The sequence below is a fragment of the Ruegeria sp. CDSB086 genome (assembly GCF_059611065.1).
In genome coordinates this window covers 546,977-569,901 of sequence record NZ_JBXWOV010000001.1, presented here as the reverse complement: position 1 = coordinate 569,901, position 22,925 = coordinate 546,977, and the positions used below count along the sequence as shown (strand labels likewise).

At 56.4% G+C, this 22,925-nt stretch carries 24 protein-coding genes; 12 read left to right on the top strand and 12 right to left on the bottom strand.

Features of this window, described 5'->3' with window-relative positions:
- Window positions 1-60 precede the first annotated feature (60 nt).
- From pstC to AC2FIO_RS02785, 7 genes are all read left to right on the top strand, one after another.
- Window positions 61-1,533 (top strand): phosphate ABC transporter permease subunit PstC, encoded by a 1,473-nt coding sequence (gene pstC / locus AC2FIO_RS02815; protein ID WP_496695494.1) that lies wholly within the window; start codon window positions 61-63, stop codon window positions 1,531-1,533.
- Window positions 1,530-2,891, top strand: a complete 1,362-nt coding sequence (pstA, locus tag AC2FIO_RS02810) for a phosphate ABC transporter permease PstA (protein WP_496695492.1) — start codon at window positions 1,530-1,532, stop codon at window positions 2,889-2,891. Before pstC ends, pstA begins: the two co-directional genes overlap by 4 nt.
- 12 nt (window positions 2,892-2,903) lie before the next feature.
- Entirely contained in the window at window positions 2,904-3,701 is a 798-nt protein-coding gene (gene pstB, locus AC2FIO_RS02805) for a phosphate ABC transporter ATP-binding protein PstB (protein ID WP_108859073.1), read from the top strand.
- Window positions 3,702-3,717: 16 nt separating this feature from the next.
- A complete protein-coding gene (gene phoU, locus AC2FIO_RS02800) occupies window positions 3,718-4,419 on the top strand; it encodes a phosphate signaling complex protein PhoU (RefSeq protein ID WP_058271623.1) in 702 nt (233 codons plus the stop codon).
- A gap of 12 nt (window positions 4,420-4,431) precedes the next feature.
- Window positions 4,432-5,121: a phosphate regulon transcriptional regulator PhoB gene (gene phoB / locus AC2FIO_RS02795; protein ID WP_109311502.1), complete on the top strand. Its 690-nt coding sequence runs from the start codon at window positions 4,432-4,434 to the stop codon at window positions 5,119-5,121.
- Between the two features lie 125 nt (window positions 5,122-5,246).
- Window positions 5,247-6,476, top strand: a complete 1,230-nt coding sequence (locus AC2FIO_RS02790; RefSeq protein ID WP_058271625.1) for an acyl-CoA dehydrogenase — start codon at window positions 5,247-5,249, stop codon at window positions 6,474-6,476.
- A 120-nt stretch (window positions 6,477-6,596) separates the two neighbouring features.
- Entirely contained in the window at window positions 6,597-7,364 is a 768-nt protein-coding gene (locus AC2FIO_RS02785) for an SDR family oxidoreductase (RefSeq protein WP_496695489.1), read from the top strand.
- Here AC2FIO_RS02785 and AC2FIO_RS02780 read toward each other — a convergent pair.
- Window positions 7,361-8,230, bottom strand: coding sequence for an acyl-CoA thioesterase (locus AC2FIO_RS02780; protein ID WP_496695487.1), 870 nt, complete (start codon window positions 8,228-8,230; stop codon window positions 7,361-7,363). The two genes, AC2FIO_RS02785 and AC2FIO_RS02780, sit on opposite strands and share 4 nt — an antisense overlap.
- 49 nt (window positions 8,231-8,279) lie before the next feature.
- Window positions 8,280-9,509, bottom strand: a complete 1,230-nt coding sequence (locus AC2FIO_RS02775) for a serine hydrolase domain-containing protein (RefSeq protein WP_496695486.1) — start codon at window positions 9,507-9,509, stop codon at window positions 8,280-8,282.
- Window positions 9,510-9,705: 196 nt separating this feature from the next.
- On the opposite strand from AC2FIO_RS02775, the gene AC2FIO_RS02770 reads away from it, so the two are divergent.
- A complete protein-coding gene (locus AC2FIO_RS02770) occupies window positions 9,706-10,314 on the top strand; it encodes a 2-hydroxychromene-2-carboxylate isomerase (protein ID WP_282168315.1) in 609 nt (202 codons plus the stop codon).
- Window positions 10,315-10,322: 8 nt separating this feature from the next.
- Here the strand turns inward: AC2FIO_RS02770 and AC2FIO_RS02765 are convergent, their stop codons facing one another.
- Together AC2FIO_RS02765 and AC2FIO_RS02760 are read right to left on the bottom strand one after the other, a co-directional pair.
- Window positions 10,323-11,348: a phosphotransferase family protein gene (locus AC2FIO_RS02765; RefSeq protein ID WP_282168316.1), complete on the bottom strand. Its 1,026-nt coding sequence runs from the start codon at window positions 11,346-11,348 to the stop codon at window positions 10,323-10,325.
- A 23-nt stretch (window positions 11,349-11,371) separates the two neighbouring features.
- Window positions 11,372-12,190 (bottom strand): SDR family oxidoreductase, encoded by an 819-nt coding sequence (locus AC2FIO_RS02760; protein ID WP_496695484.1) that lies wholly within the window; start codon window positions 12,188-12,190, stop codon window positions 11,372-11,374.
- A gap of 134 nt (window positions 12,191-12,324) precedes the next feature.
- On the opposite strand from AC2FIO_RS02760, the gene AC2FIO_RS02755 reads away from it, so the two are divergent.
- The 3 genes from AC2FIO_RS02755 (at window position 12,325) to AC2FIO_RS02745 (ending at window position 14,654) form a co-directional block, all read left to right on the top strand.
- Complete coding sequence (locus AC2FIO_RS02755) at window positions 12,325-13,326, top strand: NADPH:quinone oxidoreductase family protein (protein ID WP_496695482.1); 1,002 nt, start codon at window positions 12,325-12,327, stop codon at window positions 13,324-13,326.
- Window positions 13,327-13,452: 126 nt separating this feature from the next.
- Entirely contained in the window at window positions 13,453-13,902 is a 450-nt protein-coding gene (gene aroQ, locus AC2FIO_RS02750; RefSeq protein ID WP_496695480.1) for a type II 3-dehydroquinate dehydratase, read from the top strand.
- Entirely contained in the window at window positions 13,899-14,654 is a 756-nt protein-coding gene (locus tag AC2FIO_RS02745) for a LuxR family transcriptional regulator (protein WP_108858614.1), read from the top strand. Before aroQ ends, AC2FIO_RS02745 begins: the two co-directional genes overlap by 4 nt.
- Before the next feature lie 373 nt (window positions 14,655-15,027).
- Here AC2FIO_RS02745 and tsf read toward each other — a convergent pair whose 3' ends face one another.
- The 5 genes from tsf to AC2FIO_RS02720 all read right to left on the bottom strand — a co-directional run bounded on the left by tsf (window position 15,028) and on the right by AC2FIO_RS02720 (window position 18,827).
- Window positions 15,028-15,903, bottom strand: a complete 876-nt coding sequence (gene tsf / locus AC2FIO_RS02740) for a translation elongation factor Ts (protein ID WP_108858613.1) — start codon at window positions 15,901-15,903, stop codon at window positions 15,028-15,030.
- Between the two features lie 76 nt (window positions 15,904-15,979).
- Window positions 15,980-16,783 (bottom strand): 30S ribosomal protein S2, encoded by an 804-nt coding sequence (rpsB, locus tag AC2FIO_RS02735; RefSeq protein WP_496695478.1) that lies wholly within the window; start codon window positions 16,781-16,783, stop codon window positions 15,980-15,982.
- Between the two features lie 166 nt (window positions 16,784-16,949).
- Window positions 16,950-17,786, bottom strand: a complete 837-nt coding sequence (gene olsA, locus AC2FIO_RS02730; protein WP_496695476.1) for a lyso-ornithine lipid O-acyltransferase — start codon at window positions 17,784-17,786, stop codon at window positions 16,950-16,952.
- Between the two features lie 4 nt (window positions 17,787-17,790).
- On the bottom strand, window positions 17,791-18,546 hold the full coding sequence (gene olsB / locus AC2FIO_RS02725) for an L-ornithine N(alpha)-acyltransferase (protein WP_496695474.1): 756 nt from the start codon (window positions 18,544-18,546) through the stop codon (window positions 17,791-17,793).
- Between the two features lie 98 nt (window positions 18,547-18,644).
- Window positions 18,645-18,827, bottom strand: a complete 183-nt coding sequence (locus AC2FIO_RS02720; protein ID WP_058271637.1) for a DUF3553 domain-containing protein — start codon at window positions 18,825-18,827, stop codon at window positions 18,645-18,647.
- 44 nt (window positions 18,828-18,871) lie between these two features.
- Between AC2FIO_RS02720 and AC2FIO_RS02715 the strand changes: the two genes are divergently transcribed.
- Window positions 18,872-19,468 (top strand): histidine phosphotransferase family protein, encoded by a 597-nt coding sequence (locus AC2FIO_RS02715; protein ID WP_496695472.1) that lies wholly within the window; start codon window positions 18,872-18,874, stop codon window positions 19,466-19,468.
- Here the strand turns inward: AC2FIO_RS02715 and AC2FIO_RS02710 are convergent.
- From AC2FIO_RS02710 to obgE, 3 genes are read right to left on the bottom strand one after another with little or no spacing between them, the layout of a single operon-like run.
- On the bottom strand, window positions 19,465-20,727 hold the full coding sequence (locus tag AC2FIO_RS02710) for a glutamate-5-semialdehyde dehydrogenase (RefSeq protein WP_496695648.1): 1,263 nt from the start codon (window positions 20,725-20,727) through the stop codon (window positions 19,465-19,467). The genes AC2FIO_RS02715 and AC2FIO_RS02710 overlap by 4 nt on opposite strands.
- Before the next feature lie 44 nt (window positions 20,728-20,771).
- Window positions 20,772-21,878, bottom strand: a complete 1,107-nt coding sequence (gene proB / locus AC2FIO_RS02705; protein WP_496695470.1) for a glutamate 5-kinase — start codon at window positions 21,876-21,878, stop codon at window positions 20,772-20,774.
- On the bottom strand, window positions 21,866-22,900 hold the full coding sequence (gene obgE, locus AC2FIO_RS02700) for a GTPase ObgE (protein ID WP_108858609.1): 1,035 nt from the start codon (window positions 22,898-22,900) through the stop codon (window positions 21,866-21,868). The genes proB and obgE overlap by 13 nt, the downstream gene beginning before the upstream one ends.
- Window positions 22,901-22,925: the final 25 nt, after the last annotated feature.

The window sequence follows — 22,925 nt, the reverse complement described above, 5'->3', positions numbered from 1 at the left end:
GGCGGCTTTTCGCGCCCCGGTTCTTTTTGACTCCATCTCTGCCATCCCCACGGAGTTCTCATGGCGTTATCCTGGCTGTTGCTTATCCTGCTTGCGCTGGCAGTGATCGGATTTTTTGCGGGTCGGTCCCGCGCTTTGGCAAGTGCGGGTGGTAACGTCCGCGATTTGCATTCTTTACCGTCTTACTACGGTTACAACGTTGCGTTGACGGCTCTGGTTCCCGCAGTTGGGGTGCTGATCGTCTGGCTTCTTGCCCAGCCGATGATCGTAAACAGCACGGTATCCGGCCTTATTCCCGATCAGGCAGTGCCCGAAGGGTCGGATCGCGGCCTGATCATGAGCGAAGTGCGCCGTGTCGCCTACGGCCTGGACGGCGCTGTCGCCAGCGGTGCAATGACCGAAACTCAAGCCCGAAACGGCAATGCGGATATTGAAGCGCTGACTAAAACGCTGAAAGACGCGGGCCAGGTTCTGACGCAGGACGTCACGCAGCCGATATTAGTCGCGGCACAGAAGTTCCGCAGCATGACGTCCTCAGGGACAGTTGCGATGCAGGTCGTGGTTTTGGCCTTGGCCCTGCTTGGGGCCGCCTTTGCTTATGTGCGTACGCACAAGGAGTTTCGGGCCCGCAACGTGGTAGAGCAGGGGGTTCTGGCCCTTCTATTGCTGGCCGCGTCGATCGCGATCCTGACAACCATCGGCATTGTTCTTTCGATGCTGTTTGAGACGATGAACTTCTTTCAGCTGCATTCGTGGAAGGATTTCTTCTTCGGCAGCACATGGGCACCGAACTTTCGCGGTGGCAGTGAACTGTCGATCCTACCGCTGTTGTGGGGCACGCTGTACATCTCTGTGATCGCGCTGCTTGTGGCGGTCCCGATTGGCCTGTTTGCCGCGATCTATCTGTCCGAGTATGCGTCGGGCGTGACGCGGTCCATCGCCAAGCCACTGTTGGAAATCCTCGCCGGTATTCCGACCATCGTTTACGGTCTGTTTGCTCTGCTGACTGTGGGCCCGGCGCTGGTGTCGATGTTCGGCGACGGTGGCATGCTGGGTGTGGGTTGGATGGCCAGCTCAAACGCGGTTCTGACTGCTGGGTTGGTTATGGGGATCATGCTGATCCCGTTTGTCTCGTCACTGTCGGACGACATTATCAACGCGGTGCCACAAACCATGCGCGACGGCTCGCTGGGTCTGGGCGCGACGCATTCGGAAACCGTACGCAACGTGATCCTGCCAGCTGCGCTGCCGGGTATCGTCGGCGCGATCCTTCTTGCCGCAAGCCGCGCCATTGGTGAAACGATGATCGTTGTAATGGCCGCCGGAGCGATTGCCAAATTCTCGGGCAACCCGTTCGAGGCGATGACAACCATCACCACGCGGATTGTCAGCCAGCTAACAGGTGATACCGATTTTGCCAGCCCCGAGACGCTGGTGGCCTTTGCGCTGGGTCTGACCCTGTTCATCATCACACTGGGGCTGAACATCTTCGCCCTCTACATCGTACGCAAATACCGGGAGCAGTACGAATGACCGATATTTCCCAAACGCCTGACGCTGCTCCGACCGCGAAGCCCCAAGGAGGTTCGCTGTTCGAAAAGGATGCACGCACCAAGCGGCGCAATGCGGCTGAAAGCCGGTTCAAAATGTACGGCATCGCCGCCATCGGGATCGGCTTGCTGATGCTAATTGTGCTGGTGACCAATATTGTCACAGCCGGAACTGGTGCCTTTCAGCAAAGCTTTCTTGAATTGAATGTTGAGCTGAAAGCCGACAAGCTGGACAAGAAGGGCAACCGAAACATCGAGGATATCAAGAAGGTTTCGACCTTTGGCTATGCCCCTCTGATCGCGTCTGCGCTGGAAAGCGAAGTTGAAAAGCTGGGCATCCAGACAGACTTGAAACCCAAGGAGATGGGCAAGATCCTATCCAAGGCGGCGCAGGCTGAGTTGCGAAACTATGTCATCGCCAACCCCGATGAGATCGGCAAGACCGTCAGCTTCCGCTTTTTGGTCAACAGCCGTGTCGATGGCTACATGAAAGGCCGCGTAACCCGCGAGTCGATTGCCAACGACAAAAGCATTTCGGTCGAACAGTTGGATTTCGTGGATCAACTGCGCGATGCGGGTGTGCTGTACAAAGCCTTCAACCTGGATTTCATTTTCGGTGCAGATGCCTCTGACCAGCGGCCCGAAGCGGCTGGGATCGGTGTCTCCATGCTAGGTTCATTGTTCATGATGTTGGTGGTTCTAGCGTTGGCCTTGCCTATCGGTGTGGCGGCTTCGATTTATCTTGAAGAATTCGCGCCACAGAACCGGCTGACTGACATCATCGAGGTCAACATCTCGAATCTGGCCGCTGTGCCGTCGATCGTGTTCGGTATTCTGGGTCTGGCTGTGTTCATCAACTACATGCATCTGCCAACTTCGGCCCCGCTGGTGGGTGGTCTGGTGCTGACACTGATGACCTTGCCGACGATCATCATCTCGACCCGCGCATCGTTGAAGGCGGTTCCGCCGTCGATCCGTGATGCGGCGCTTGGGGTAGGGGCCTCGAAAATGCAGGCCGTGTTCCATCACGTTCTGCCGTTGGCCGCGCCCGGTATTCTGACCGGCACGATCATTGGCCTGGCACAGGCGTTGGGGGAAACCGCACCGCTGCTGCTGATCGGTATGGTGGGCTTTATCGCCTCGAACCCGCCCGACGGAATTGTTGCGGGTTTCCTGTCGCCCAACTCGGCCATGCCGGCGCAGATCTATGAATGGTCCAAACGCGCCGACCCGGCCTTTTATGAACGCGCATGGGGGGGCATCATCATCCTGTTGATCTTCCTCGTTACAATGAACACCATTGCGGTACTTCTGCGCCGCCGCTTTGAACGCCGCTGGTAAATGGGGGCTATTATGAATGATATGACACGAGTGGAGAGAACCGTGGACTCCAAAGCCATCAAGATTGCCGCCAACAATGTTCAAGTTTTTTACGGCGACACGCACGCCATCAAAGACGTGGATGTCCAGATCGAGGACAAGACCGTGACGGCCTTTATCGGCCCATCGGGCTGCGGCAAGTCCACTTTTCTGCGCTGCCTCAACCGGATGAACGACACCATCGACATCTGCCGGGTTGAGGGCGATATCCTGCTGGACGGCGAAGACATTTACGACAAGCGCGTCGACCCAGTGCAGCTTCGTGCCAAGGTCGGAATGGTGTTTCAAAAACCCAACCCGTTCCCCAAATCGATCTATGACAACGTGGCCTATGGCCCGCGCATCCATGGTCTTGCCAAGAACAAATCAGAACTCGATGATATTGTTGAGAAATCTCTGCGTCGTGCTGCGATCTGGGATGAAGTCAAGGACCGCTTGGACGCCCCCGGAACCGGCCTGTCCGGTGGTCAGCAGCAGCGCCTGTGTATTGCCCGCGCCGTAGCAACGGAACCTGAGGTTTTGCTGATGGATGAGCCTTGCTCGGCGCTGGACCCGATTGCCACTGCGCAAGTCGAGGAACTGATCGACGAACTGCGCTCGCGCTATTCGGTGGTGATCGTGACCCACTCGATGCAACAGGCTGCGCGGGTCAGCCAGAAAACGGCGTTCTTTCATTTGGGTAATCTGGTTGAATTCGGCGAGACCGGTCAGATCTTTACCAACCCCGAAGACCCCCGCACGGAAAGCTACATCACCGGCCGTATCGGCTGAGGACAGGTATTTGAACATGACCGAACAACATATTGCATCCGCATTCGACCGCGACCTTGAAGCGGTTCAGGCCCATATCATGAAGATGGGTGGTCTGGTCGAGGCCGCGATCATGAACGCTGCGCGCTCGCTTGAAACCCGGGATGTCGAATTGGCCCAAGAGGTGCGTCAGGGCGACAAAGCCATTGATGCGCTTGAGGATCTGATCAACGAAGAAACCGCGCGGGTGATCGCGCTGCGGGCACCCACAGCGAGCGACCTGCGTCTGGTTCTGTCGGTTCTGAAGGTCTCGGCAAACCTGGAACGTATCGGCGACTATTCCAAAAACATTGCCAAACGCACCACGGTTCTTGTCGACGCCGGCGAGATCAACGGCAGTGCCGCGGCCCTGCGCCGTATGGCGCGCGAGGTTGAGCGGATGCTGCGCGACGCGTTGGACGCTTATATTCAACGTGACGCCGAATTGGCCGCTGACGTGATCCAGCGGGATGAAGAAGTAGACCAGATGTATAACGGCCTATTCCGCGAGTTTCTGACCTTCATGGCTGAAGATCCCCGCAACATCTCGTCGTGCATGCACCTGCATTTCATCGCAAAGAACATTGAACGGATGGGCGATCACGTTACAGCCATCGCTGAACAGGTGGTTTATCTGGTGACTGGGGAACGGCCGTCGGAAGCACGTCCCAAAGCCGATACCACCTCGCAAACCGCCTAGGAGGCAACGATTATGTCCGCTGATCAGCCTACGGTACTGGTTGTTGAGGATGAACTGGCCCAGCGTGAAGTGCTGGCTTACAACCTCGAAGCAGAAGGGTTTCGTGTATCCAAGGCAGCCAATGGCGATGAGGCATTGCTGCTAGTTGATGAAGACAGCCCGGACATCATCGTTCTGGACTGGATGATGCCCAACCTCAGCGGGATCGAAGTGTGCCGCCGCCTTAAAACGCGCCCGGATACACGATCGATCCCCATCATCATGCTTTCAGCCCGGTCGGAAGAGGTCGACAAGGTGCGCGGGCTGGAAACCGGGGCGGATGACTATGTGGTCAAGCCGTATTCGGTTGTCGAGCTTATGGCGCGCGTGCGCACACAGTTGCGCCGTGTTCGCCCGGCGACGGTCGGTATCAAGCTTGAATTTGCGGATATCATTCTGGATTCCGAGACACATAAGGTCAGCCGCAACAGCAAGCCGCTGAAACTGGGCCCGACCGAGTTTCGTCTGTTGAGCACGTTCATGGAAAAACCGGGTCGTGTCTGGAGCCGCGAACAGCTGCTGGACCGGGTCTGGGGGCGCGATATCTACGTCGACACTAGAACAGTTGACGTTCACATCGGCCGCTTGCGCAAGGCGCTGACTCAGCATGGCGGTGAAGATCCCGTGCGTACGGTTCGCGGCGCAGGGTATGCGCTGGGGTAAAAACACGGGGCAGGGCGCACTGCCCTGCTCTATGCGGTTTACTCATGGTTCGTTGCGAAACTGTAGCTGTTATTTGCGGTTACGGCAGGGTATTTTGCGACAAAGCCGACTAGCGGAGAACCAAAATGAACGCCCCGAACACCAAACCAACTTTGCGCGCCAAAGATGCACCTGACATGGGGGCGTTCTCGTGGGACGATCCATTTCGTCTGGCGGATCAGCTAACAGAAGATGAGCGCATGATCGCCGCGAGTGCGCAGGCATATTGTCAGGAAAAGCTGCAACCACGGGTTCTTGAAGCTTTCCAGAACGAGGAAACGGACCCGGAAATCTTCCGCGAAATGGGTGAAATGGGCCTTTTGGGCACCACGATCCCCGAAGAATACGGCGGTCTTGGTGGCGGTTATGTGTCCTACGGCCTGGTCGCGCGCGAGGTTGAGCGTGTGGATTCTGGCTATCGCTCGATGATGTCGGTGCAAAGCTCATTGGTGATGTACCCGATCTATGCCTATGGCAGCGAAGAACAGCGCCGGAAGTACCTTCCAAAACTGGCCAGCGGCGAATGGATCGGTTGCTTTGGTCTGACAGAACCTGATGCCGGCTCGGACCCGGCGGGCATGAAAACCCGCGCGGAAAAGATCGACAGTGGTTATCGGCTGACCGGCAGCAAGATGTGGATCTCGAATTCACCCATCGCAGACGTCTTTGTGGTGTGGGCTAAATCCGATGCTCATGACGGCAAGATCCGAGGCTTTGTTTTGGACAAGGGTCTCAAAGGTTTGAGCGCGCCCAAAATTCAGAACAAGATGAGCCTGCGGGCATCGATTACGGGTGAGATCGTTCTGGACGGCGTCGAAGTGGACGAGGGCGCCTTGCTGCCGCATGTTCAGGGCCTGAAGGGTCCGTTTGGCTGTCTGAACCGTGCGCGCTACGGGATCAGCTGGGGCGTCATGGGCGCCGCTGAAAGCTGTTGGCACGGTGCGCGTCAGTATGGTCTGGACCGCAAACAGTTCAACAAGCCGCTTGCGCAGACGCAGCTGTTCCAACGCAAACTGGCGGACATGCAAACCGAGATCGCCCTGGGCCTGCAAGCCAGTCTGCGCGTTGGCCGTTTGATGGATCAGGCAGAAGCTGCGCCCGAGATGATCTCGATCGTTAAGCGAAACAACTGCGGCAAGGCTTTGGAGATCGCGCGGAATGCCCGCGACATGCACGGCGGCAATGGCATCTCACTGGAATTCCAGGTTATCCGTCACATGGTCAACTTGGAAACCGTAAACACCTATGAAGGCACACACGACGTTCATGCGTTGATTTTGGGGCGGGCACAGACCGGACTTCAGGCCTTCTACTAGGATATTTTAAATACCGCATAATCGGTATTATGGTAAATAAATAGCATTGGCAGTTTCCGGTTTTCCCAAAATTGCCAATGTCTTACGATGCCTTTCAAATCGTGCAATTCGGAGGCCCTAATGAATTTGAATGGCAAAACTGTGGTGGTCACCGGTGCAGCCAACGGTATCGGTAAAGGTCTGGCAACCCGGTTCGCGCGCGAAGGTGCAACGGTCGTATGTGCAGACATAGACACCGAAGCTGCGTGTTCTGTGGCCATGGAAATCAACGGACACGCGGTCATATGCGATGTTTCAGACGAAGACAGTATCAAAGCGTTGATTGATCACGTCGAAGATGAGATTGGCCCGATTGATCTGTTCTGTGCAAATGCTGGTATCCTGACCCTTGGTGGCCTGGACGTTCCGGACGAAGACTGGGATCGGATCTGGAAGATCAACGTCATGTCGCATGTCTGGACCGCGCGTCATCTCGTTCCGCATATGATCGCGCGCGGCGGTGGCTACATCATGACAACGGCCTCGGCTGCAGGACTTTTGAACCAGCCTGGCGCCGCACCGTACGGCGTTTCTAAACACGCCGCCGTGGGCTTTGCCGAATGGCTGTCGCTGACATACAGCCATAAAGGCTTGCGCGTTTCCGTTCTATGTCCGCAAGCGGTTCGATCCGAAATGACACGTGGCTTTGAGGATTCGGTAGCGTCTATCGACGGTATGCTAGAGCCTGAAGACGTGGCCCAAGCCTGTGTCGAAGCCATTGAGTCCGAACAGTTTCTGGTGCTGCCGCATTCGAGAGTGTTGGACTACATTCGGCACAAATCCAGCAATTACGACAGTTGGCTCAGGGGTATGAACAAGTTAAATCAACAGTTTACGGGCGATGATTAAAGTTTCTTCTGCGCTTTGCGCATCAGGCCTTCCTGCGTGACCGAAGCTACCAAAGTGCCGTCTTGTGCATAGATCGATCCTCGGTTGAAGTTGCGCCCTCGCCCGCTCCAGGGCGAATCCATCGAATACAGATGCCAGTTTTCAAAATGGATCGGCGCGTGGAACCACATGGCGTGATCCAGGCTGGCCCCATTGACCTGCCCCGTAAACCAGCTGAGGCCATGCGGTCGCATACCTGATCCCATCAGATACATGTCAGACGCGTAAGTGAGCAGCAATTGCTGAGTGGCAGAATCCGCCCCCACTGCACCGGGCATGCGGAACCAGACCTTATTTCGATCGTCCGATATTTCAGGGTGGAACGGATCAAGATGGCTGGCCTCACGGACCTCGATCGGCCGTTCGCGTGTCAGCTCACCACGCATGTGTTTGGGTACCAAATCCACGTATTTCTTGCGCAGTTCAGTGCGCGACGGATAACTTTCCGGATCCTCCATCGGGGGCATCTCATGGTGATGATCCCAGCCTTCATCCTGAATGTGGAACGAGGCCGATACGTTCAAGATCTGTTTGCCATGCTGGATCGCGACCACGCGTCGTGTGGTAAATGAACCTCCATCCCGGGCTCTATCAACTTGATAAATAACAGGAATAGATGGATCGCCCGGGCGAATAAAATACGCATGCAGCGAATGGCACAACCGATCATCCACAGTACGGTACGCCGCCGCCAGAGCCTGCGACACCACCTGTCCGCCAAAGATTCGCGTCGGAGTCTCGCCGCCCGAACCGGTGCCTCGGAACAGGTCAACTTCGAGCCTCTCGAGGTTCAAAAGGTCAAGAAGGACACGTTCTGCTTCGGTCATTGGCGACTCTCCGGTTGGCTATGAAAAAGGCGTATCAGCGCCACCCGGGTCAATCAACCAACGCGCCCATTACCAGCGCCTTTAGCTCGGATCGGGACGGGTAAGAACTGGACGGCGACAATTGGGTGAAGAATACGGCCGACAGATCGTTGCTGCGGTCAATCCAGAAGAATGTCGAAGCCATACCGCCCCAACTAAAATCACCTAATGACCCAGGTGTTCGGGTTCTACCAGGGTTGATGATGACAGACCCGGCCAGACCAAATCCCATGCCTTCCATCGGTTGCTCGGCAAAGCTTTGCGGGCCCATCGAGGCGATATCGCCCGACAAGTGGTTTTGCAGCATGAAGTCGACTGTCTTTGGACCCAGCAAGCGGTGGCCGTTTCCCTGCCCCCGGTTTCGCATCATCTCGGTGAATTTGACGTAGTCGTCGATCGTGCTAATCAGACCGCCACCGCCCGAAAAGGTCGTCGCCTTTTCAAATGGGGATGCGCCTGCCTCGTCTGTCAATCGCAGAGTGTCGTCGCCGGTCTCAGCTGAATTCAGCGCCATCGCGTCCCCGGCCAGCGGCGTATAGAGAGACGCGAACCGATCCCCTGCCCCTTTGGGTGCAGAAAATCCGGTCTCGGCCATCTCTAGCGGCTCAAAGATCTCTTGCGCGAAGAACTGATCCAAGGTTTTGCCGGACACAACCTCGACCATGCGGCCCAACACATCAGTGGAAACTGAATACTCCCAACGGGTTCCTGGCTGGAATGCCAATGGCAGCTGTGCCAGTGCGCCGATCCTGTCCCTCAAAGGCCCTTGATTTGGGCTAAAAATCAGCTTCTGTTCATCCATCGCTGCCGGGAGAACACCGGGATTGAACGGATAACTGAATCCGCTTGTATGTGTCAGAAGCTGATGCAGTGTCGGGGATGATGCATCTTCGGTTTGATCCAGCCTCTCCGCCCCAGGAACAAGAGCCTGAACGGAAGCAAATTCAGGCAGAAATTCAGAAAGCTGCGCGTCGAGGTGGAACAACCCACGCTCGGCCAGCATCATCACCGCGACCGAGGTGATGGGTTTCGTCATAGAATAAATCCGCACAAGCGTATCGCGCTGAAACGGTAGGTCCTTTTCAACATTTCTAAGGCCACAGGCGTGAAAAAACCCCTCGGACCCGTGGTGGGTCAATAGTAATGAACTGCCCGCGTATTTGCGCTCATCGACATATCGCTGCATCCAGTCCCGTATGCGGTTCAGGCGGGCGGGATCAAGGGTGGTCTGGCTGCGCATGGGTTTCTCGAACCTCCTCGGTGGTTTGTTTGATCTTGACCGGTGACGCACTGAATTAATAGAGGAATTCCTGATTTCCCACATCGTGACCAACGGCCAGTGCGCGCCAGCCTTCCCGCCTGTACACTAGACGCGTTATAGATTCGTCTGGTGGTTCAGAGTTCATTTCACAGATCGTCGTATCGGAGTTTAGACAATGACGCAGACCATAGATTTCATTTTCGATTTTTGCAGCCCAAACGCATTTCTGGCCCATAAGGTTTTGCCCGAACTGGCGAAACGAAATGGCATGCAGGTAAGCTATGTGCCCGTGTTACTGCCGACGATATTCAAGGCGACACATAATCAGAACCCGTTCGAGGCATTTTCGGAAAATCGCCAAAAAACGGCCTATTTGACCCATGATCTTCATCGCTTTGCTCGCAGACGCGGATTGAGCTTTCATATGAGCCCGCATTTCCCGGTGAACACAAAATTTGCCACGCGCGGCGCTGTATTCGCCTCGGGAAAATCATGGGAACCCAAATACATAAACGCAATATTTGATGCGATTTGGGTGCATGGCCAGAAAGTTGATGAACTGGGAGTGCTGATGGATATCTTGCAGGAAAACAAACTTCCTGCGCGCAAGATCCGCGAGGCCATGACGGGTGCCGAAATAAAGCAGCGGCTCAAAGAGCAATCCAAAGCCGCTGTAAAGCAAGGCGTATTCGGTGTGCCCACAATGTTTGTGGGCACCGAGATGTTTTTTGGCAAAAACAGCCTTGGCAATATTGAGTTGGAGCTTTCCCGGCCATCAGCCTAACGGAAGATCTACGAATTCAGTGCTTCCAGCCCGTGTTTTGCAAACACCGGAACATAAGCCCCAAATACCTGCGCGCGTTTGGGATCAGACGCGTTGCCATCCAATGCGCGCTTGTACACACCCTGTAGAATTCCGGCCATTCGGAAGAAATTGAACGCCAGGTAGAACCCGAAATTTTTGATTCCGGGTAGGCCGCGACGCTGGCAATATCGCCCGATAAACTCTTGATCCGACGGTATTCCCAGGGCTTGACGGTCGATGCCTGCCAACCCGCGCCCCTCGTTTCCGGGGGGTAATTGCCACTGCATGATGACTGCCGCCAGATCTGCGTATGGGTGCCCAATCGTTGACAGCTCCCAATCCAGAACGCCAATGCAGCGCGAACCGTTTTGCTCGAACATCAGATTATCAATGCGGTAGTCACCATGCACCAAAGTTCGCTGACCGTCATCGTTTGGAATGGCCCCCTCAAGCGCGGAAATAAGCGCGTCCATTTCGGGGATGGTCGTTGTCTCGGATGCGCGATACTGCTTGGTCCAACGGGCAATTTGGCGCTCAAAGTAGTTGCCCGGCGGGCCATAATCGGACAGGCCTACCGCGTCCACATCGACGTCATGCAAATCGGCCAGCACGCGGTTCATTTCGTCGAATATACCACTGCGAGTTGGGTTGTCGGCCTCATCCGTCGTAGGTTCAAGGAATACACGCCCCTGCAACCGTTCCATGACATAAAACGCCGAACCGATGATGTCGTCATCCTCGCAAAGCAGCATCATCCGAGGGACCGGAACCGCGCTATCGGCCAGTGCGCTTTGAACGCGAAACTCGCGTTCCACAGCATGGGCTGATTTCAGCAAAACGCCTGGCGGCTTACGGCGCAGCACGTAAGTCTTGGACGGTGTGCGCAGTTCGAAAGTCGGGTTGGATTGTCCAATGGCGAATTTCGTCGCTTCCAGCGGCCCCATGTAACCGTCCAAATTTGCGCTGAGATAGGTGTCTAGCGCCGTCAGGTCGAGTTGTGATTTATCACGCATTTCCAATAACTATTCCCCCGGCCCTATAGTGCTTCGGCGAAGAGATTACCGGCGGTCACCACGTTCAGGCCCCCAGAAACCGGGATAACGGCTCCGGTCACATAGCTGCCGCCACGCCCGCACAGAAACAACAAACACCCGGCGATATCCTCGTCGCGACCTACACGGCCCAACGGAACTGTCTTGCCAACCTTTTCGCGCGTGCCCTCGTCTGCCGTCGCAAAGGCTGTCATCCGTGATACAAATGGTCCCGGCGCAAGCGCGTTAACAGTGACGTGATAGGGCGACAATTCCTTGGCCAGAATCTTGGTCAAGTGCAGCACCGCAGCTTTGGATGCGGAATAGCTGTAGGCACCGTCGCCCATCGGTACCTCACCCATTACCGATCCAACGTTGACCACGCGCGCCGGATAATCAGGTGTTCCGGACTTCATCAGCATCGGCAACAGACGCTGCGTCAGTTCGAACAGACCAGCGACGTTGACGGAATTGACCTTTTCCCACGCGTGATGGGGAAACTGTCCCAGCGGTGAACCCCAAGAGATGCCCGCATTATTCATCAGGATATCAAGGGTATCCGTGCGATTCTTGACCTCATCGACCATGGCCAGAACGCCTTCTTCCGTTCCGACATCTCCGCTGAAACCTTCGGCGCTTCCGGGCGCGTCCAGAGCATTCAGCTCGGCCGCGACGGTTTCACAGGCTTCCCCCTTGCGCGACGCGATCAGCACGCGTGCCCCTGCCATTACAAGCGATTCCGCAGCCATCCGGCCAATGCCGGTGGCACCGCCTGTAACCAGTGCGGTTTTTCCCTGCAGCGAAAATAGGGTTTCAGGGGTCATGGTCTGCTCCTCGGTTTTGAATTGTGGCACAGGTGGCAATTTTCGGCGAGATTTGCACCCTGCGGAATTCTTGACAACATTCACCGCTGCGCCAAAGGTCCTCTCAACCGAATAACAAGGACAAGACAGTCAATATGCAAGCGTTACTCAGCGTCGCGCCGGGCGGACCGGATACATTGGAACTTACGACCCTGCCCGACCCGGTGCCAGGAAAGGGAGAGTTGCTGGTTGGGGTCAAGGCTGCTGGCGTCAATTTCCCCGATACGTTGATGATCCAGGACCTGTATCAGATTAAACCACCAAGACCATTTGCCCCCGGGGGGGAAATCGCAGGTGAGGTATTGGGCGTTGGAGAAGGCGTGAACGGGTTCGAGGTTGGGGACAGGGTTCTGGCGCTGACCGGATTTGGCGGTTTTGCCACGCAATTGACGGTCAAGGCGGCTACAGCCGTGAAATTCCCCGCATCGATGCCATTCGATGACGCGGCATGTTTCATTTTCACCTACGGCACGTCCTACCACGCGCTGAAAGACCGTGCCGCATTGCAGCCTGGTGAAACGCTTTTGGTGCTGGGTGCCGCAGGTGGTGTCGGTAGCGCGGCCATTGAGCTGGGCAAGGCGATGGGGGCGCGTGTCATAGCGGCCGTATCTTCTCAGGAAAAGGCGGATTTTTGCCGTCAAATCGGCGCAGACGACACAATCGTATATTCCCGCCAGATGGATCGTGATGCCCAAAAGGCATTCTCTGGTGAAATCAAGGCCATAGCGGGCGCAAATGGCGTGGATGTAGTCTATGATGCCGTTGGTGGGGATTATGCCGAACCAGCGCTGCGCAGCATGGCGTGGAATGGCCGGTTCCTTGTTGTCGGGTTTCCGGCCGGTATTCCCAAAGTCCCACTCAATCTACCATTGTTGAAGGGCTGCCAGGTCGTTGGCGTGTTCTGGGGGGCTTCGGTCTATCGTGATCCCAAAGGCCATGCCGAAAATGTCAGCGAGTTGTTCGACTTATACGCCAATTCACAGATAAAGCCGCAAATCAGTCGGCGGTTTCCTTTAGCGGATGCAAGCGAGGCACTGAAATTATTGAACGACCGCACCGTTCTTGGAAAAGTTGTGGTAACGATGCCAGAATCCTGACTGGTTTTCGACGCTAGGTTCAAGATCAGATGGTGTTAGATGCGCGACACTCGCCTGATGAGTGCGCAGGCTGGTGGACATCCATACCTAATCACGTTTATCAACCAGTAATGGGACGGAGAATGAATGCATAAAGTTCTGATTTTGAACGGTCCGAACCTGAACTTACTGGGCACACGACAACCCGAGGTTTATGGCCGAACAACGCTGAAAATGGTCGAAGAAACCTGTGCAAGCCACGGCGCGTCTATCGGGTTGGACGTATCACACCTGCAATCCAATCACGAAGGTGTGCTGATCGACGCGATCCACGCGGCCAAAGGCAATCAGGACGGGATCGTTCTGAACGCTGGGGCGTATACACACACCTCGGTCGCTTTGATGGATGCGATCGCTTCGGTAGACCTGCCGGTTGTTGAGGTTCACCTGTCGAACATACACGCACGTGAACCCTTCCGGCACAAATCCTATGTGGCGCCGGTTGCGCTGGGACAGATCTGCGGCTTTGGGCTGCAGGGCTATGTGATGGCGTTGGATGCGCTGTCGGCGCATTTGCAAAATGAGGGGTCCGTATGAAGCTGGGTGAGTATCTGAATTTCCTCAGCTACGTCAAAACTCTGGAAGAGCTTTGGGACGCTCATTGCCGCCAGATGGCAATTTTCGGTTTCGACCGTCTGCTATACGGCTATACGCGCTACAGGACCGAAACGTCTTTGGGAGACCCCGAAGACTTCACCATCCTTACAAACCACGGCAAAGAGTACATTGATGGTTTCGTTCGCGATGGGCTGTACTTTCATGCACCCATGCTGAAATGGGCGCTTCACAATGAAGGCGCGGCCAGTTGGAGAATGATTCAGGATATGAATTCCGACGGCACGATGACCGCGCAGGAACGCCAAGTATACGAGTTCAATCGGTCAAAAGGCGTTGTGGCGGGATACACTATCAGTTTCACCTCGGTGTCGATGCGGTCCAAGGGTGCGATCTCTCTTTCGGCTGGCGGGGCCGTTGGTCAGGATGAGGTCGATGCAATCTGGGCTGAACATGGCGATGACATCTTATTGATGAACAATGTCGCGCATCTGAAGATACTTACCCTGCCCTACAACACCCCCAATCGCGCTCTGACGAAGCGTCAGCGCGAGGCGCTGGAATGGGTTGGTGATGGGAAGACGACGCAAGACATAGCGCTTTTGATGGGCCTGACATCGGCGACCGTTGAAAAGCATTTGAGGCTGGCCCGGGAGTCCCTTTCAGTGGAAACAACAGCGCAAGCCGTGCTCAAAGCATCCCTGCAAAATCAGATGTTCATCATGGAAGCATGATGTGTTTTTTTTGACGCTAAATTGCGTCAATTTACGTAGGGTAAGGAAAACATGACTTCCCGAATCTGAGCCCCAGTTGCAAAGTGATATTGTTCCGTGAGTGGTGGCTTTAGCCTGGGAACGTTTTGATCGGATCTTTGCAATACCAAAGCTCTCCGGTCGCTCTGACATAAAGGCGTCTATTTGTCCGCGTCTCTTAGTCGGAATTTTGGGGGGCCTCGACCATCCCCATCTGCGGGGCCCCTCAATCCTTCCGATAGTAGTGTATGATCTGTTGTTCCTAACGCCGGAAGGCGCAAAAAAACCGACTACAGGAAAGTAGCCGGTTTTAACTCTGTTCAGGTTGAGGCCCCTGTCAGGGCCTCTGCCAGAATTAGCCCTGTACGGCTTTGGCAACTTCAGCTGCGAAGTCTTCTTTTTCCACCACGATGCCTTCGCCAACTTCCAGACGGACGAAACCAGTGATGGTTGCGCCTGCCTCTTTGGCAGCGGCTTCGACGGTCAGGTCAGGGTTCACAACGAACGACTGGTTCAACAAAGTTGATTCCGCCACGAATTTCTTCATGCGGCCAACGATCATTTTTTCGATCACCTGCTCCGGCTTGCCGGATTCGCGGGCGATGTCCATCTGAACCTGCTTTTCTTTTTCGACAACAGCCGGATCCATGTCCGCTTCAGACAGGGCCGCCGGGTTCACGGCTGCGATGTGCATCGCAATCTGTTTGCCGATCACTTCGTCACCACCGGACAGAGCAACCAGTACACCGATTTTGCCCATGCCGTTGGTGGCTGCGTTGTGAACGTAGGACACAACAGTGTCGCCTGACAGTTTCGCCATGCGGCGAACTGACATGTTCTCACCAATGGTGGCGATCTTGTCGGTCAGGGTGTCAGCAACGTTCTTGCCGCCCAGATCAGCGGCCAACAGAGCTTCGACATTGTCGACGCCTTCTGCCGCGTAAGCAATCTTGCCAACCATTTCCTGGAACTCTGCGTTCTTTGCGACGAAGTCGGTTTCCGAGTTCACTTCGACAGCAACACCGTTGCCACCGTTGACGTGAACTGCGACCAGACCTTCTGCTGCAGTACGGCCGGATTTCTTGGCCGCTTTGGCAAGACCTTTGGTGCGCAGCCAATCAACGGCTTCGTCCATGTTTCCACCGGTTTCGGTCAGCGCTTTTTTTGCGTCCATCATGCCTGCGCCGGTCGAGTCGCGCAGTTCTTTAACCATTGCTGCTGTGATTGCCATCTTTTGGCTCTCCTCAATTCAAACGGAATTGGGGCAGGTCTACCCTGCCCCATATGTCATTTACGTGACGGGCAGCTTACGCTTCGGCTTTGGCTTCCGGCGTGGCTTCTTCTGCAACGGGTGCTTCTTCCACAACGACTTCTTCAACCGGTGCTTCTTCGAATGCGCCCAGGTCAACGCCTGCAGCACCCATCTGAGCGGTCATACCGTCCAGAGCGGCACGAGCAACCAGATCGCAATACAGAGAGATCGCGCGCGCTGCGTCGTCGTTGCCGGGGATGATGTAATCCACGCCATCGGGCGAGCAGTTGGTGTCGACAATTGCCACAACCGGGATACCCAGCTTGTTGGCTTCGGCGATGGCCAGTGCTTCTTTTTTGACGTCGATGACGAACAGCAGATCAGGAACGCCGCCCATTTCGCGGATACCGCCCAGCGATGCCTGCAGTTTGCCCTGGTCACGTTCCATGCCCAGACGCTCTTTCTTGGTCAGGCCTTCGGCGCCCGATTCCATGGCTTCGTCAATCTGGTTCAGACGATTGATCGACTGAGAAACGGTTTTCCAGTTGGTCAGCGTGCCGCCTAGCCAGCGGTGGTTCATGTAGTACTGAGCCGACTTTTCAGCGGCTTCTGCGATCGGCTGAGCTGCCTGACGCTTGGTACCAACGAACAGAACGCGGCCACCTTTTGCAACGGTGTCACGAACGGCCTGCAGAGCCTGGTCCAACATTGGAACGGTCTGGGTCAGGTCCATGATGTGGATGCCATTGCGCGAGCCGTAGATGAACGGGCCCATGCGGGGATTCCAACGCTGTGTCTGGTGACCAAAGTGAACGCCAGCTTCCAGCAGCTGACGCATGGTGAACTCGGGAAGAGCCATGCTATTTTCCTTTTCCGGTTTACGCCTGGGCGGGGGTGAAAGAAGCGGATGCTCCAACCGGCGGGCCAGATAAGGATGTCTCCCTCAAATAGCCCAAACCCCGCCTGCGGGTTTTAATGGCGCGCGTATACGGTAGGAATTCGCCCTGTGCAAGTGCCAAATGGCCTTATTTTTCAAGCCGCGCAATTGCATGCGCGTGGCGCACTGCCTCTTCGCAATGTGCCGCCAACGCCTTGCGGTCGGCAAAATCGCTGACTTTGGCTGGAACGTGGTAAATCAATTCCACCGTCCCCTGCCGACGCGCGCCCAAGGTCTTGAGAAGATGCGGGGCAAAATCCATATCGCCCCACCAGCCATAGAACCTGTCAGGCTGTCCTTTTGGCGCGTGAAAGACTACGGAAACAGGCTGAACATACATGAAGTCCCGCAATTCATCCGAGAAGAACGCGGCAAAAAGCGTTGTTTTAAAGGGCAAAACACGAAGGCCGTCGGTCGAGGTGCCCTCTGGGAAAAACAACAACTTATGGCCGACTTTCAAGCGCTCTTCAAAGATCAGGGTCTGTTCGCGGGCTTTCTTGCGATCTCGTTCGATAAACACCGTGCCCGTGGCGCGGGCTAGCCAGCCGATACCCGGCCATTTGGCCACCTCGGCCTTGGACACGAAGTACACCCGCTTACGGGCGTTCAGCGCAAAGATGTCGAGCCAAGAAGTGTGGTTCGCGACCACAGCGCCGCGTTCGCGCATCAATTCACCGGAACTGCGAAAGCCGATGCCAAGAAGCCGGAGCGCATTGCGGCAGACAAACTGCGCAATGAACGGTGTGATCGGACGCCGTAAACCGAACAGCGGGCGCTCGATCAGGCGAACGGTCAACAAAACGAGCAGCCCGCCAAAAACCAGCAGTGCCAAGGGAAGGCCGCGCAAGATTACCAATGCCCAGCCAAATACGCCCAATTTAATCGGGTCTGGCGCGTCGTCACTGTCCCAAAGCGGATCGTTCACTGGATTAGGCTCCGCTGTAAATACGCCGCTGGCGCTCGTTCATGCGCGCCGTGTCGAGGATCAGGCAAACATCTGTTGTGTTGAACGCGTGGTCGATAAACGCCCCCTCGCCCACAAAGCCACCCAACCGCAGGTACGCCTTGATCAGCGCGGGAACCTGTACCATCGCCCCACGGCGATCCAGCGCATCCGGCGCGACAAGGTCCATGCTTTGAAACACATCGGGTTGCGCCCTGACCCGCAGGTCCGGCGGGGCCAGATGATTGTGGTGCAACATCGACAAAGGCTGGGCCAATTCCTGTACATTGATGCCGTGGAAGCTGGCGACCCCGAACAGCACCTCAATCTCGCGCTCAGCCACATATCCCGCTAGACCATTCCAAAGATGGTACATCGCCGTTCCGCCCCGATAGTCCGGGTGAAGGCAGGAACGTCCAAGCTCCAACAATTTGCGGCCGCTCTGTTTCAAAACAGTCAGGTCGTATTCATCCTCGGAATAGAACTGCCCCAATTCGATGGCTCGTTCACCCGGTAACAGCCTGTAAACGCCCACAACCTCGCCAGTGGCATCATCATAAACCAGCATGTGATCAAAATAAGGATCGAACTGATCCTGCTCTAACCCTGCCTCGTGGTCCACCATCTTGCCGCCGCCGCCCAATTCGCGGACGAATACGTCATATCGCAGCCTTTGGGCTGCGCGCAGTTCGGCCTCGGATTCGGCAAGTTTAACGGTGAAAGAAGGGCCTGCATCCGGCATCAGTTATTCCGCTTTTGTTTGCGCGCTGATACCGCAGTTTTCGGTCAAATGGCAACCGGCGCGGCGGCGGCCCATCGTTAACCATTCTTAAACCAGTTTCACGGATCAAAGACGGGCGTCAGGGCGATGCGGGTTCCGTCAATCACCACTTTTCCCTGTTCTTGGAAATTCACGGTGATCTTGCCCCCAATGTTGGACTGCACCTGTCCGACGCCCCAGTCGGGGAAATCGGGGTGGCGGACATACATGCCCGGTGCAAGTATGGCATTGAGGTCTGTCATGATCGGGCTCCGGTCCGGCGGCAGATACAACAGGAGAGGTACGCATGGGCGACACCAACGTCAATCTGGCCGAACTGATTGGGTCGCGAATTTGTCACGATCTGATCAGCCCTATTGGCGCAATAAACAACGGGCTGGAACTGCTTGAGATGGTCGGAACCATGCAGGGCCCCGAGATGGAGCTGATCTCGGGCAGCGTCGGAAGCGCCGGAGCAAAGATCAGGTTCTTTCGCGTCGCTTTTGGGTCGGCCAGCGATCAACCGTTGGGCCGGGCCGAGGTCACAGAGCTGTTGAAAGATGTTGAAAGCGTTGGTCGAGTGCGTGTCAACTGGCACGTGACCGATGCGATGCCACGCAATCAGGTCAAGCTCGCCTTTTTGGCCCTGATGTGTTGCGAAAGAGCCATGCCGATGGGGGGCGACGTCACCGTGGAAAATAACGGTGGCAGTTGGACGGTGACCGGTGTGGCGGACAAGCTGAATATAGAGTCTGATCTTTGGAAGAACCTACCCAAAGGCCAATTTGCGAATAAGGTGACGCCAGCACAGGTGCAGTTTGCACTGCTGCCCCAGACCGCTGCCTCGATGGGTCGGCGGGTTGTGGCGGAAACCACCTCAACCCGCGTCGCTATCCGTTTTTAAGACCGGACGGTCCCGTTTCCGCGGACAAGGTATTTGAAGCTCGTCAGCTGAGCGGCCCCGACCGGGCCGCGCGCATGCATTTTGCCGGTTGCGATTCCGATCTCGGCCCCCATTCCGAACTCGCCACCATCGGCAAACTGGGTTGAGGCATTGTGCATCAGGATCGCACTGTCGAGCCGCTCAAAGAACCGGGCAGCGACATCAGCATCCTCGGTCATGATGCAATCGGTGTGGTTCGAACCGAACTGGCGGATATGCGCGATTGCCTGATCAATATCAGCCACCGGCTTGGCTGCGATGATGCTGTCGAGGAATTCTTTGCCCCAGTCGTCGCCCGTGGCCGCTATGGTGCCGTCCAGGGCCAACGCGCCTTCGGCATGGATTTCGACGCCCGCAGCAAGCAAGGCGGAAATGATATCCTGGCCGAGTGTTTCAGCCACATCTTGATGGATCAGCAAGCACTCAGCAGCACCACATATCCCAGTGCGCCGGGTTTTGGCGTTCAGCACGACGTCCAGCGTTTTCTGGGGGTCCGCAGCCTTGTCGACATAAATGTGCACGATACCTTCCAAGTGCGCAAAGACGGGCACGCGTGCCTCGCGCTGAACCAACCCAACCAGACCTTTTCCCCCGCGCGGAACGATGACGTCCACACAATCGGTCATGGTCAGCAGCTCTTGCACAGCGGCGCGGTCTCGCGTGGGCACAAGTTGAATGGCGTCTTCTGGCAGGTTTGCAGCCTTTAGCCCTTGGACCAGACAGGCGTGAATGGCGGTCGAGGAATGGAAACTTTCAGAGCCTCCGCGCAGGATCACCGCGTTGCCCGACTTCAGGCACAATGCGCCTGCATCCGCCGTCACATTCGGACGGCTTTCGTAAATCACTCCGATAACGCCCAGAGGCGTGCGAACACGCTGGATGTTCAGGCCCGAGGCCATGTCCCATTCGGTCAGAACCTCGCCCACGGGGTCTGCCTGATCCGCGACCGTGCGCAGCCCGTCGACCATGCCCTGGATTCGCGCTTCGTCCAGCATCAGCCGGTCCATCATCGCCGGGCTCAGGCCCTTTTCACGCCCAAACTCCAGGTCTTTCTTGTTGGCCTCAATGATATCCGCGCGGTTGGCCCAAACAGCGTCAGCCGCGGCAATCAGGGCGGCATGTTTACGCTCGGCACTTGCAAATGCCAGATCGGCCGAGGCTGCTTTAGCGCGTTTACCAAGATCGGCCATAAGGGCGGGAATGTTGTCGAAATCCTTCATCTCAGGTGCCTTTCGGTCGGTCATTTGGTTTTATCATCGCGCCATTACAACGCCAAATCATCTCGATGGATCAGGACGGCCCGGCCTGGATAGCCCAGTGTGGCTTCGATCTCTGAGGACTTCCGACCCTTGATCGCATCCGCCTCTTGCGCGGTATACCGGCTGAGGCCCTGCGCCAAACGCCTCGACTGGTGGTCCATGATCGCAACCGGATCACCGCGGCCGAAATCGCCCGTTACTTCAACGATACCAGCAGGCAGCAGGCTTTTACCATTACCCAACGCTTTGGCCGCGCCTGCGTCCACTACGATTTCACCGCGCGGTTTCATGGCCGAAATCCAGCGCTTGCGCGCGGCATGTGGGTCCAGCGTAGCTGTAAACCAAGTGCAATTAGCGCCATCTTCAAGCGATTTCAGTGGGTTCAAAGTCGAACCTTCGGTGATCGCCATATCACAACCAGCAGCAGTTGCCATCTTGGCGGCCAGCAGCTTGGTCTTCATTCCGCCTTTGGACAGGCCGGAACCGGCATCGCCTGCCATTTCCTCGATCTCGGGCGTGATGGTCTCAATAACATCGAAACGCTTGGCGTTTCCGTCTTCACTCGGGTTCCCGGTGTAGAAACCGTCGACATCTGACAACAGGATCAATTGATCGGCCCCAACCGTCACCGCGATCTGCGCCGCCAACCGGTCATTGTCGCCGTAGCGGATCTCATCCGTAGCCACCGTATCGTTTTCGTTGACGATCGGAACCACGCCCAAGCTCAGCAGCGTTTCCAGCGTCGCGCGAGAGTTCAGATACCGCCGCCGGTCTTCGCTGTCTTCCAGCGTCACCAAAACCTGCGCAGTTGTGATTGTGTGCGGCGTCAAAGCCTCTTCATAAGCCCGGGCCAGCCGAATTTGGCCAACAGCAGCGGCGGCCTGAGATTGTTCCAACGGCAAATCCGCCATGGGCAGGCCCAAAACACCGCGCCCCAATGCAATGGAGCCGGATGAGACCAAAATGACGTCAGTTCCCTGCCCTTTGAGCCAGGCCACGTCTTGGGCCAGCGAGTGCAACCAATCCGACCTCAGCAACCCGGTATCGCGGTCCACCAGCAAGGCAGAGCCGATTTTGACCACCAATCGGCGTGCTGCGGTCAGGGTTGCCAAGACTTGGTCTCCTCAACGGGTTTTTGTCGCAGACGGTTTTCGTCGATCTGGGCACGCAAAGCGCGCAACACTTCGGTCACGCCCAGATGCGCAACGCCAGACATGGTCATCACGGGGCCACCAACAGCCTCTTCCAGCTCAGCCCTTTGCAGCGCCTGTTCCTCTTCGTCCAGCGCATCGACCTTGTTCAGAACTGTGATCCTGGGCTTTTCAGCCAGTTCACCGCCGTAAGCTTCAAGCTCATGAATGATGGTGCGGTAATCCTCGGCGACGGTTTCCGAGGTGCCATCGACCAGATGCAGCAGAACGGCACAACGTTCCACGTGACCAAGGAACCGATCTCCAATCCCGCGCCCCTCATGGGCGCCTTCGATCAGGCCGGGAATATCCGCGACGACAAATTCCACATTGTCGACACCGACAACACCAAGATTAGGATGCAGGGTCGTGAACGGATAGTCAGCAATCTTGGGTCGCGCGTTCGATGTGGCCGCCAGAAAAGTCGATTTACCAGCATTGGGCATGCCAAGCAGACCCACATCCGCAATCAGCTTCAGCCGCAGCCAGATCGTGCGGTCGATCCCTGCCTGACCCGGATTGGCTCGGCGTGGAGCCTGATTGGTTGCCGATTTGAAGTGCAGGTTGCCAAAGCCACCATTGCCGCCCTTGGCCAGCAGAACACGCTGCCCAACCTCTGTCAGGTCGCAGATGACGGTCTCTTCGTCCTCGTCCAGAATCTCAGTTCCGACAGGCACGCGCAGGATGATTTCGTCACCATCCTTGCCCGTGCGCTGCTGACCACGACCGGGTTGACCGTTCTTGGCAAAGAAATGCTGCTGATAGCGGAAGTCGATCAGGGTGTTCAGCCCATCCACAACCTCGGCCCAAACAGACCCGCCCTTACCGCCGTCACCGCCATCGGGACCGCCGTATTCAATGTATTTTTCACGCCGAAAGCTGACGCACCCGCCACCGCCGGCCCCGGACCGGATGTAGACCTTTGCAAGATCGAGAAATTTCATAACTGTCCCCTACTGCAAGGGCCCC

Bases quoted from the DNA above. Each gene is read 5' to 3' on its own strand.
- tsf (WP_108858613.1), bottom strand. From the start codon at position 15,903: ATGGCAATCACAGCAGCAATGGTTAAAGAACTGCGCGACTCGACCGGC.
- AC2FIO_RS02715 (WP_496695472.1), top strand. From the start codon at position 18,872: ATGGGCGACACCAACGTCAATCTGGCCGAACTGATTGGGTCGCGAATT.
- AC2FIO_RS02755 (WP_496695482.1), top strand. From the start codon at position 12,325: ATGCAAGCGTTACTCAGCGTCGCGCCGGGCGGACCGGATACATTGGAA.
- AC2FIO_RS02770 (WP_282168315.1), top strand. From the start codon at position 9,706: ATGACGCAGACCATAGATTTCATTTTCGATTTTTGCAGCCCAAACGCA.
- AC2FIO_RS02775 (WP_496695486.1), bottom strand. From the start codon at position 9,509: ATGCGCAGCCAGACCACCCTTGATCCCGCCCGCCTGAACCGCATACGG.
- phoU (WP_058271623.1), top strand. From the start codon at position 3,718: ATGACCGAACAACATATTGCATCCGCATTCGACCGCGACCTTGAAGCG.
- obgE (WP_108858609.1), bottom strand. From the start codon at position 22,900: ATGAAATTTCTCGATCTTGCAAAGGTCTACATCCGGTCCGGGGCCGGC.
- pstA (WP_496695492.1), top strand. From the start codon at position 1,530: ATGACCGATATTTCCCAAACGCCTGACGCTGCTCCGACCGCGAAGCCC.
- pstC (WP_496695494.1), top strand. From the start codon at position 61: ATGGCGTTATCCTGGCTGTTGCTTATCCTGCTTGCGCTGGCAGTGATC.
- AC2FIO_RS02765 (WP_282168316.1), bottom strand. From the start codon at position 11,348: ATGCGTGATAAATCACAACTCGACCTGACGGCGCTAGACACCTATCTC.
- phoB (WP_109311502.1), top strand. From the start codon at position 4,432: ATGTCCGCTGATCAGCCTACGGTACTGGTTGTTGAGGATGAACTGGCC.
- AC2FIO_RS02790 (WP_058271625.1), top strand. From the start codon at position 5,247: ATGAACGCCCCGAACACCAAACCAACTTTGCGCGCCAAAGATGCACCT.
- AC2FIO_RS02745 (WP_108858614.1), top strand. From the start codon at position 13,899: ATGAAGCTGGGTGAGTATCTGAATTTCCTCAGCTACGTCAAAACTCTG.
- rpsB (WP_496695478.1), bottom strand. From the start codon at position 16,783: ATGGCTCTTCCCGAGTTCACCATGCGTCAGCTGCTGGAAGCTGGCGTT.
- AC2FIO_RS02780 (WP_496695487.1), bottom strand. From the start codon at position 8,230: ATGACCGAAGCAGAACGTGTCCTTCTTGACCTTTTGAACCTCGAGAGG.
- AC2FIO_RS02760 (WP_496695484.1), bottom strand. From the start codon at position 12,190: ATGACCCCTGAAACCCTATTTTCGCTGCAGGGAAAAACCGCACTGGTT.
- olsB (WP_496695474.1), bottom strand. From the start codon at position 18,546: ATGCCGGATGCAGGCCCTTCTTTCACCGTTAAACTTGCCGAATCCGAG.
- AC2FIO_RS02720 (WP_058271637.1), bottom strand. From the start codon at position 18,827: ATGACAGACCTCAATGCCATACTTGCACCGGGCATGTATGTCCGCCAC.
- pstB (WP_108859073.1), top strand. From the start codon at position 2,904: ATGAATGATATGACACGAGTGGAGAGAACCGTGGACTCCAAAGCCATC.
- aroQ (WP_496695480.1), top strand. From the start codon at position 13,453: ATGCATAAAGTTCTGATTTTGAACGGTCCGAACCTGAACTTACTGGGC.
- AC2FIO_RS02785 (WP_496695489.1), top strand. From the start codon at position 6,597: ATGAATTTGAATGGCAAAACTGTGGTGGTCACCGGTGCAGCCAACGGT.
- AC2FIO_RS02710 (WP_496695648.1), bottom strand. From the start codon at position 20,727: ATGAAGGATTTCGACAACATTCCCGCCCTTATGGCCGATCTTGGTAAA.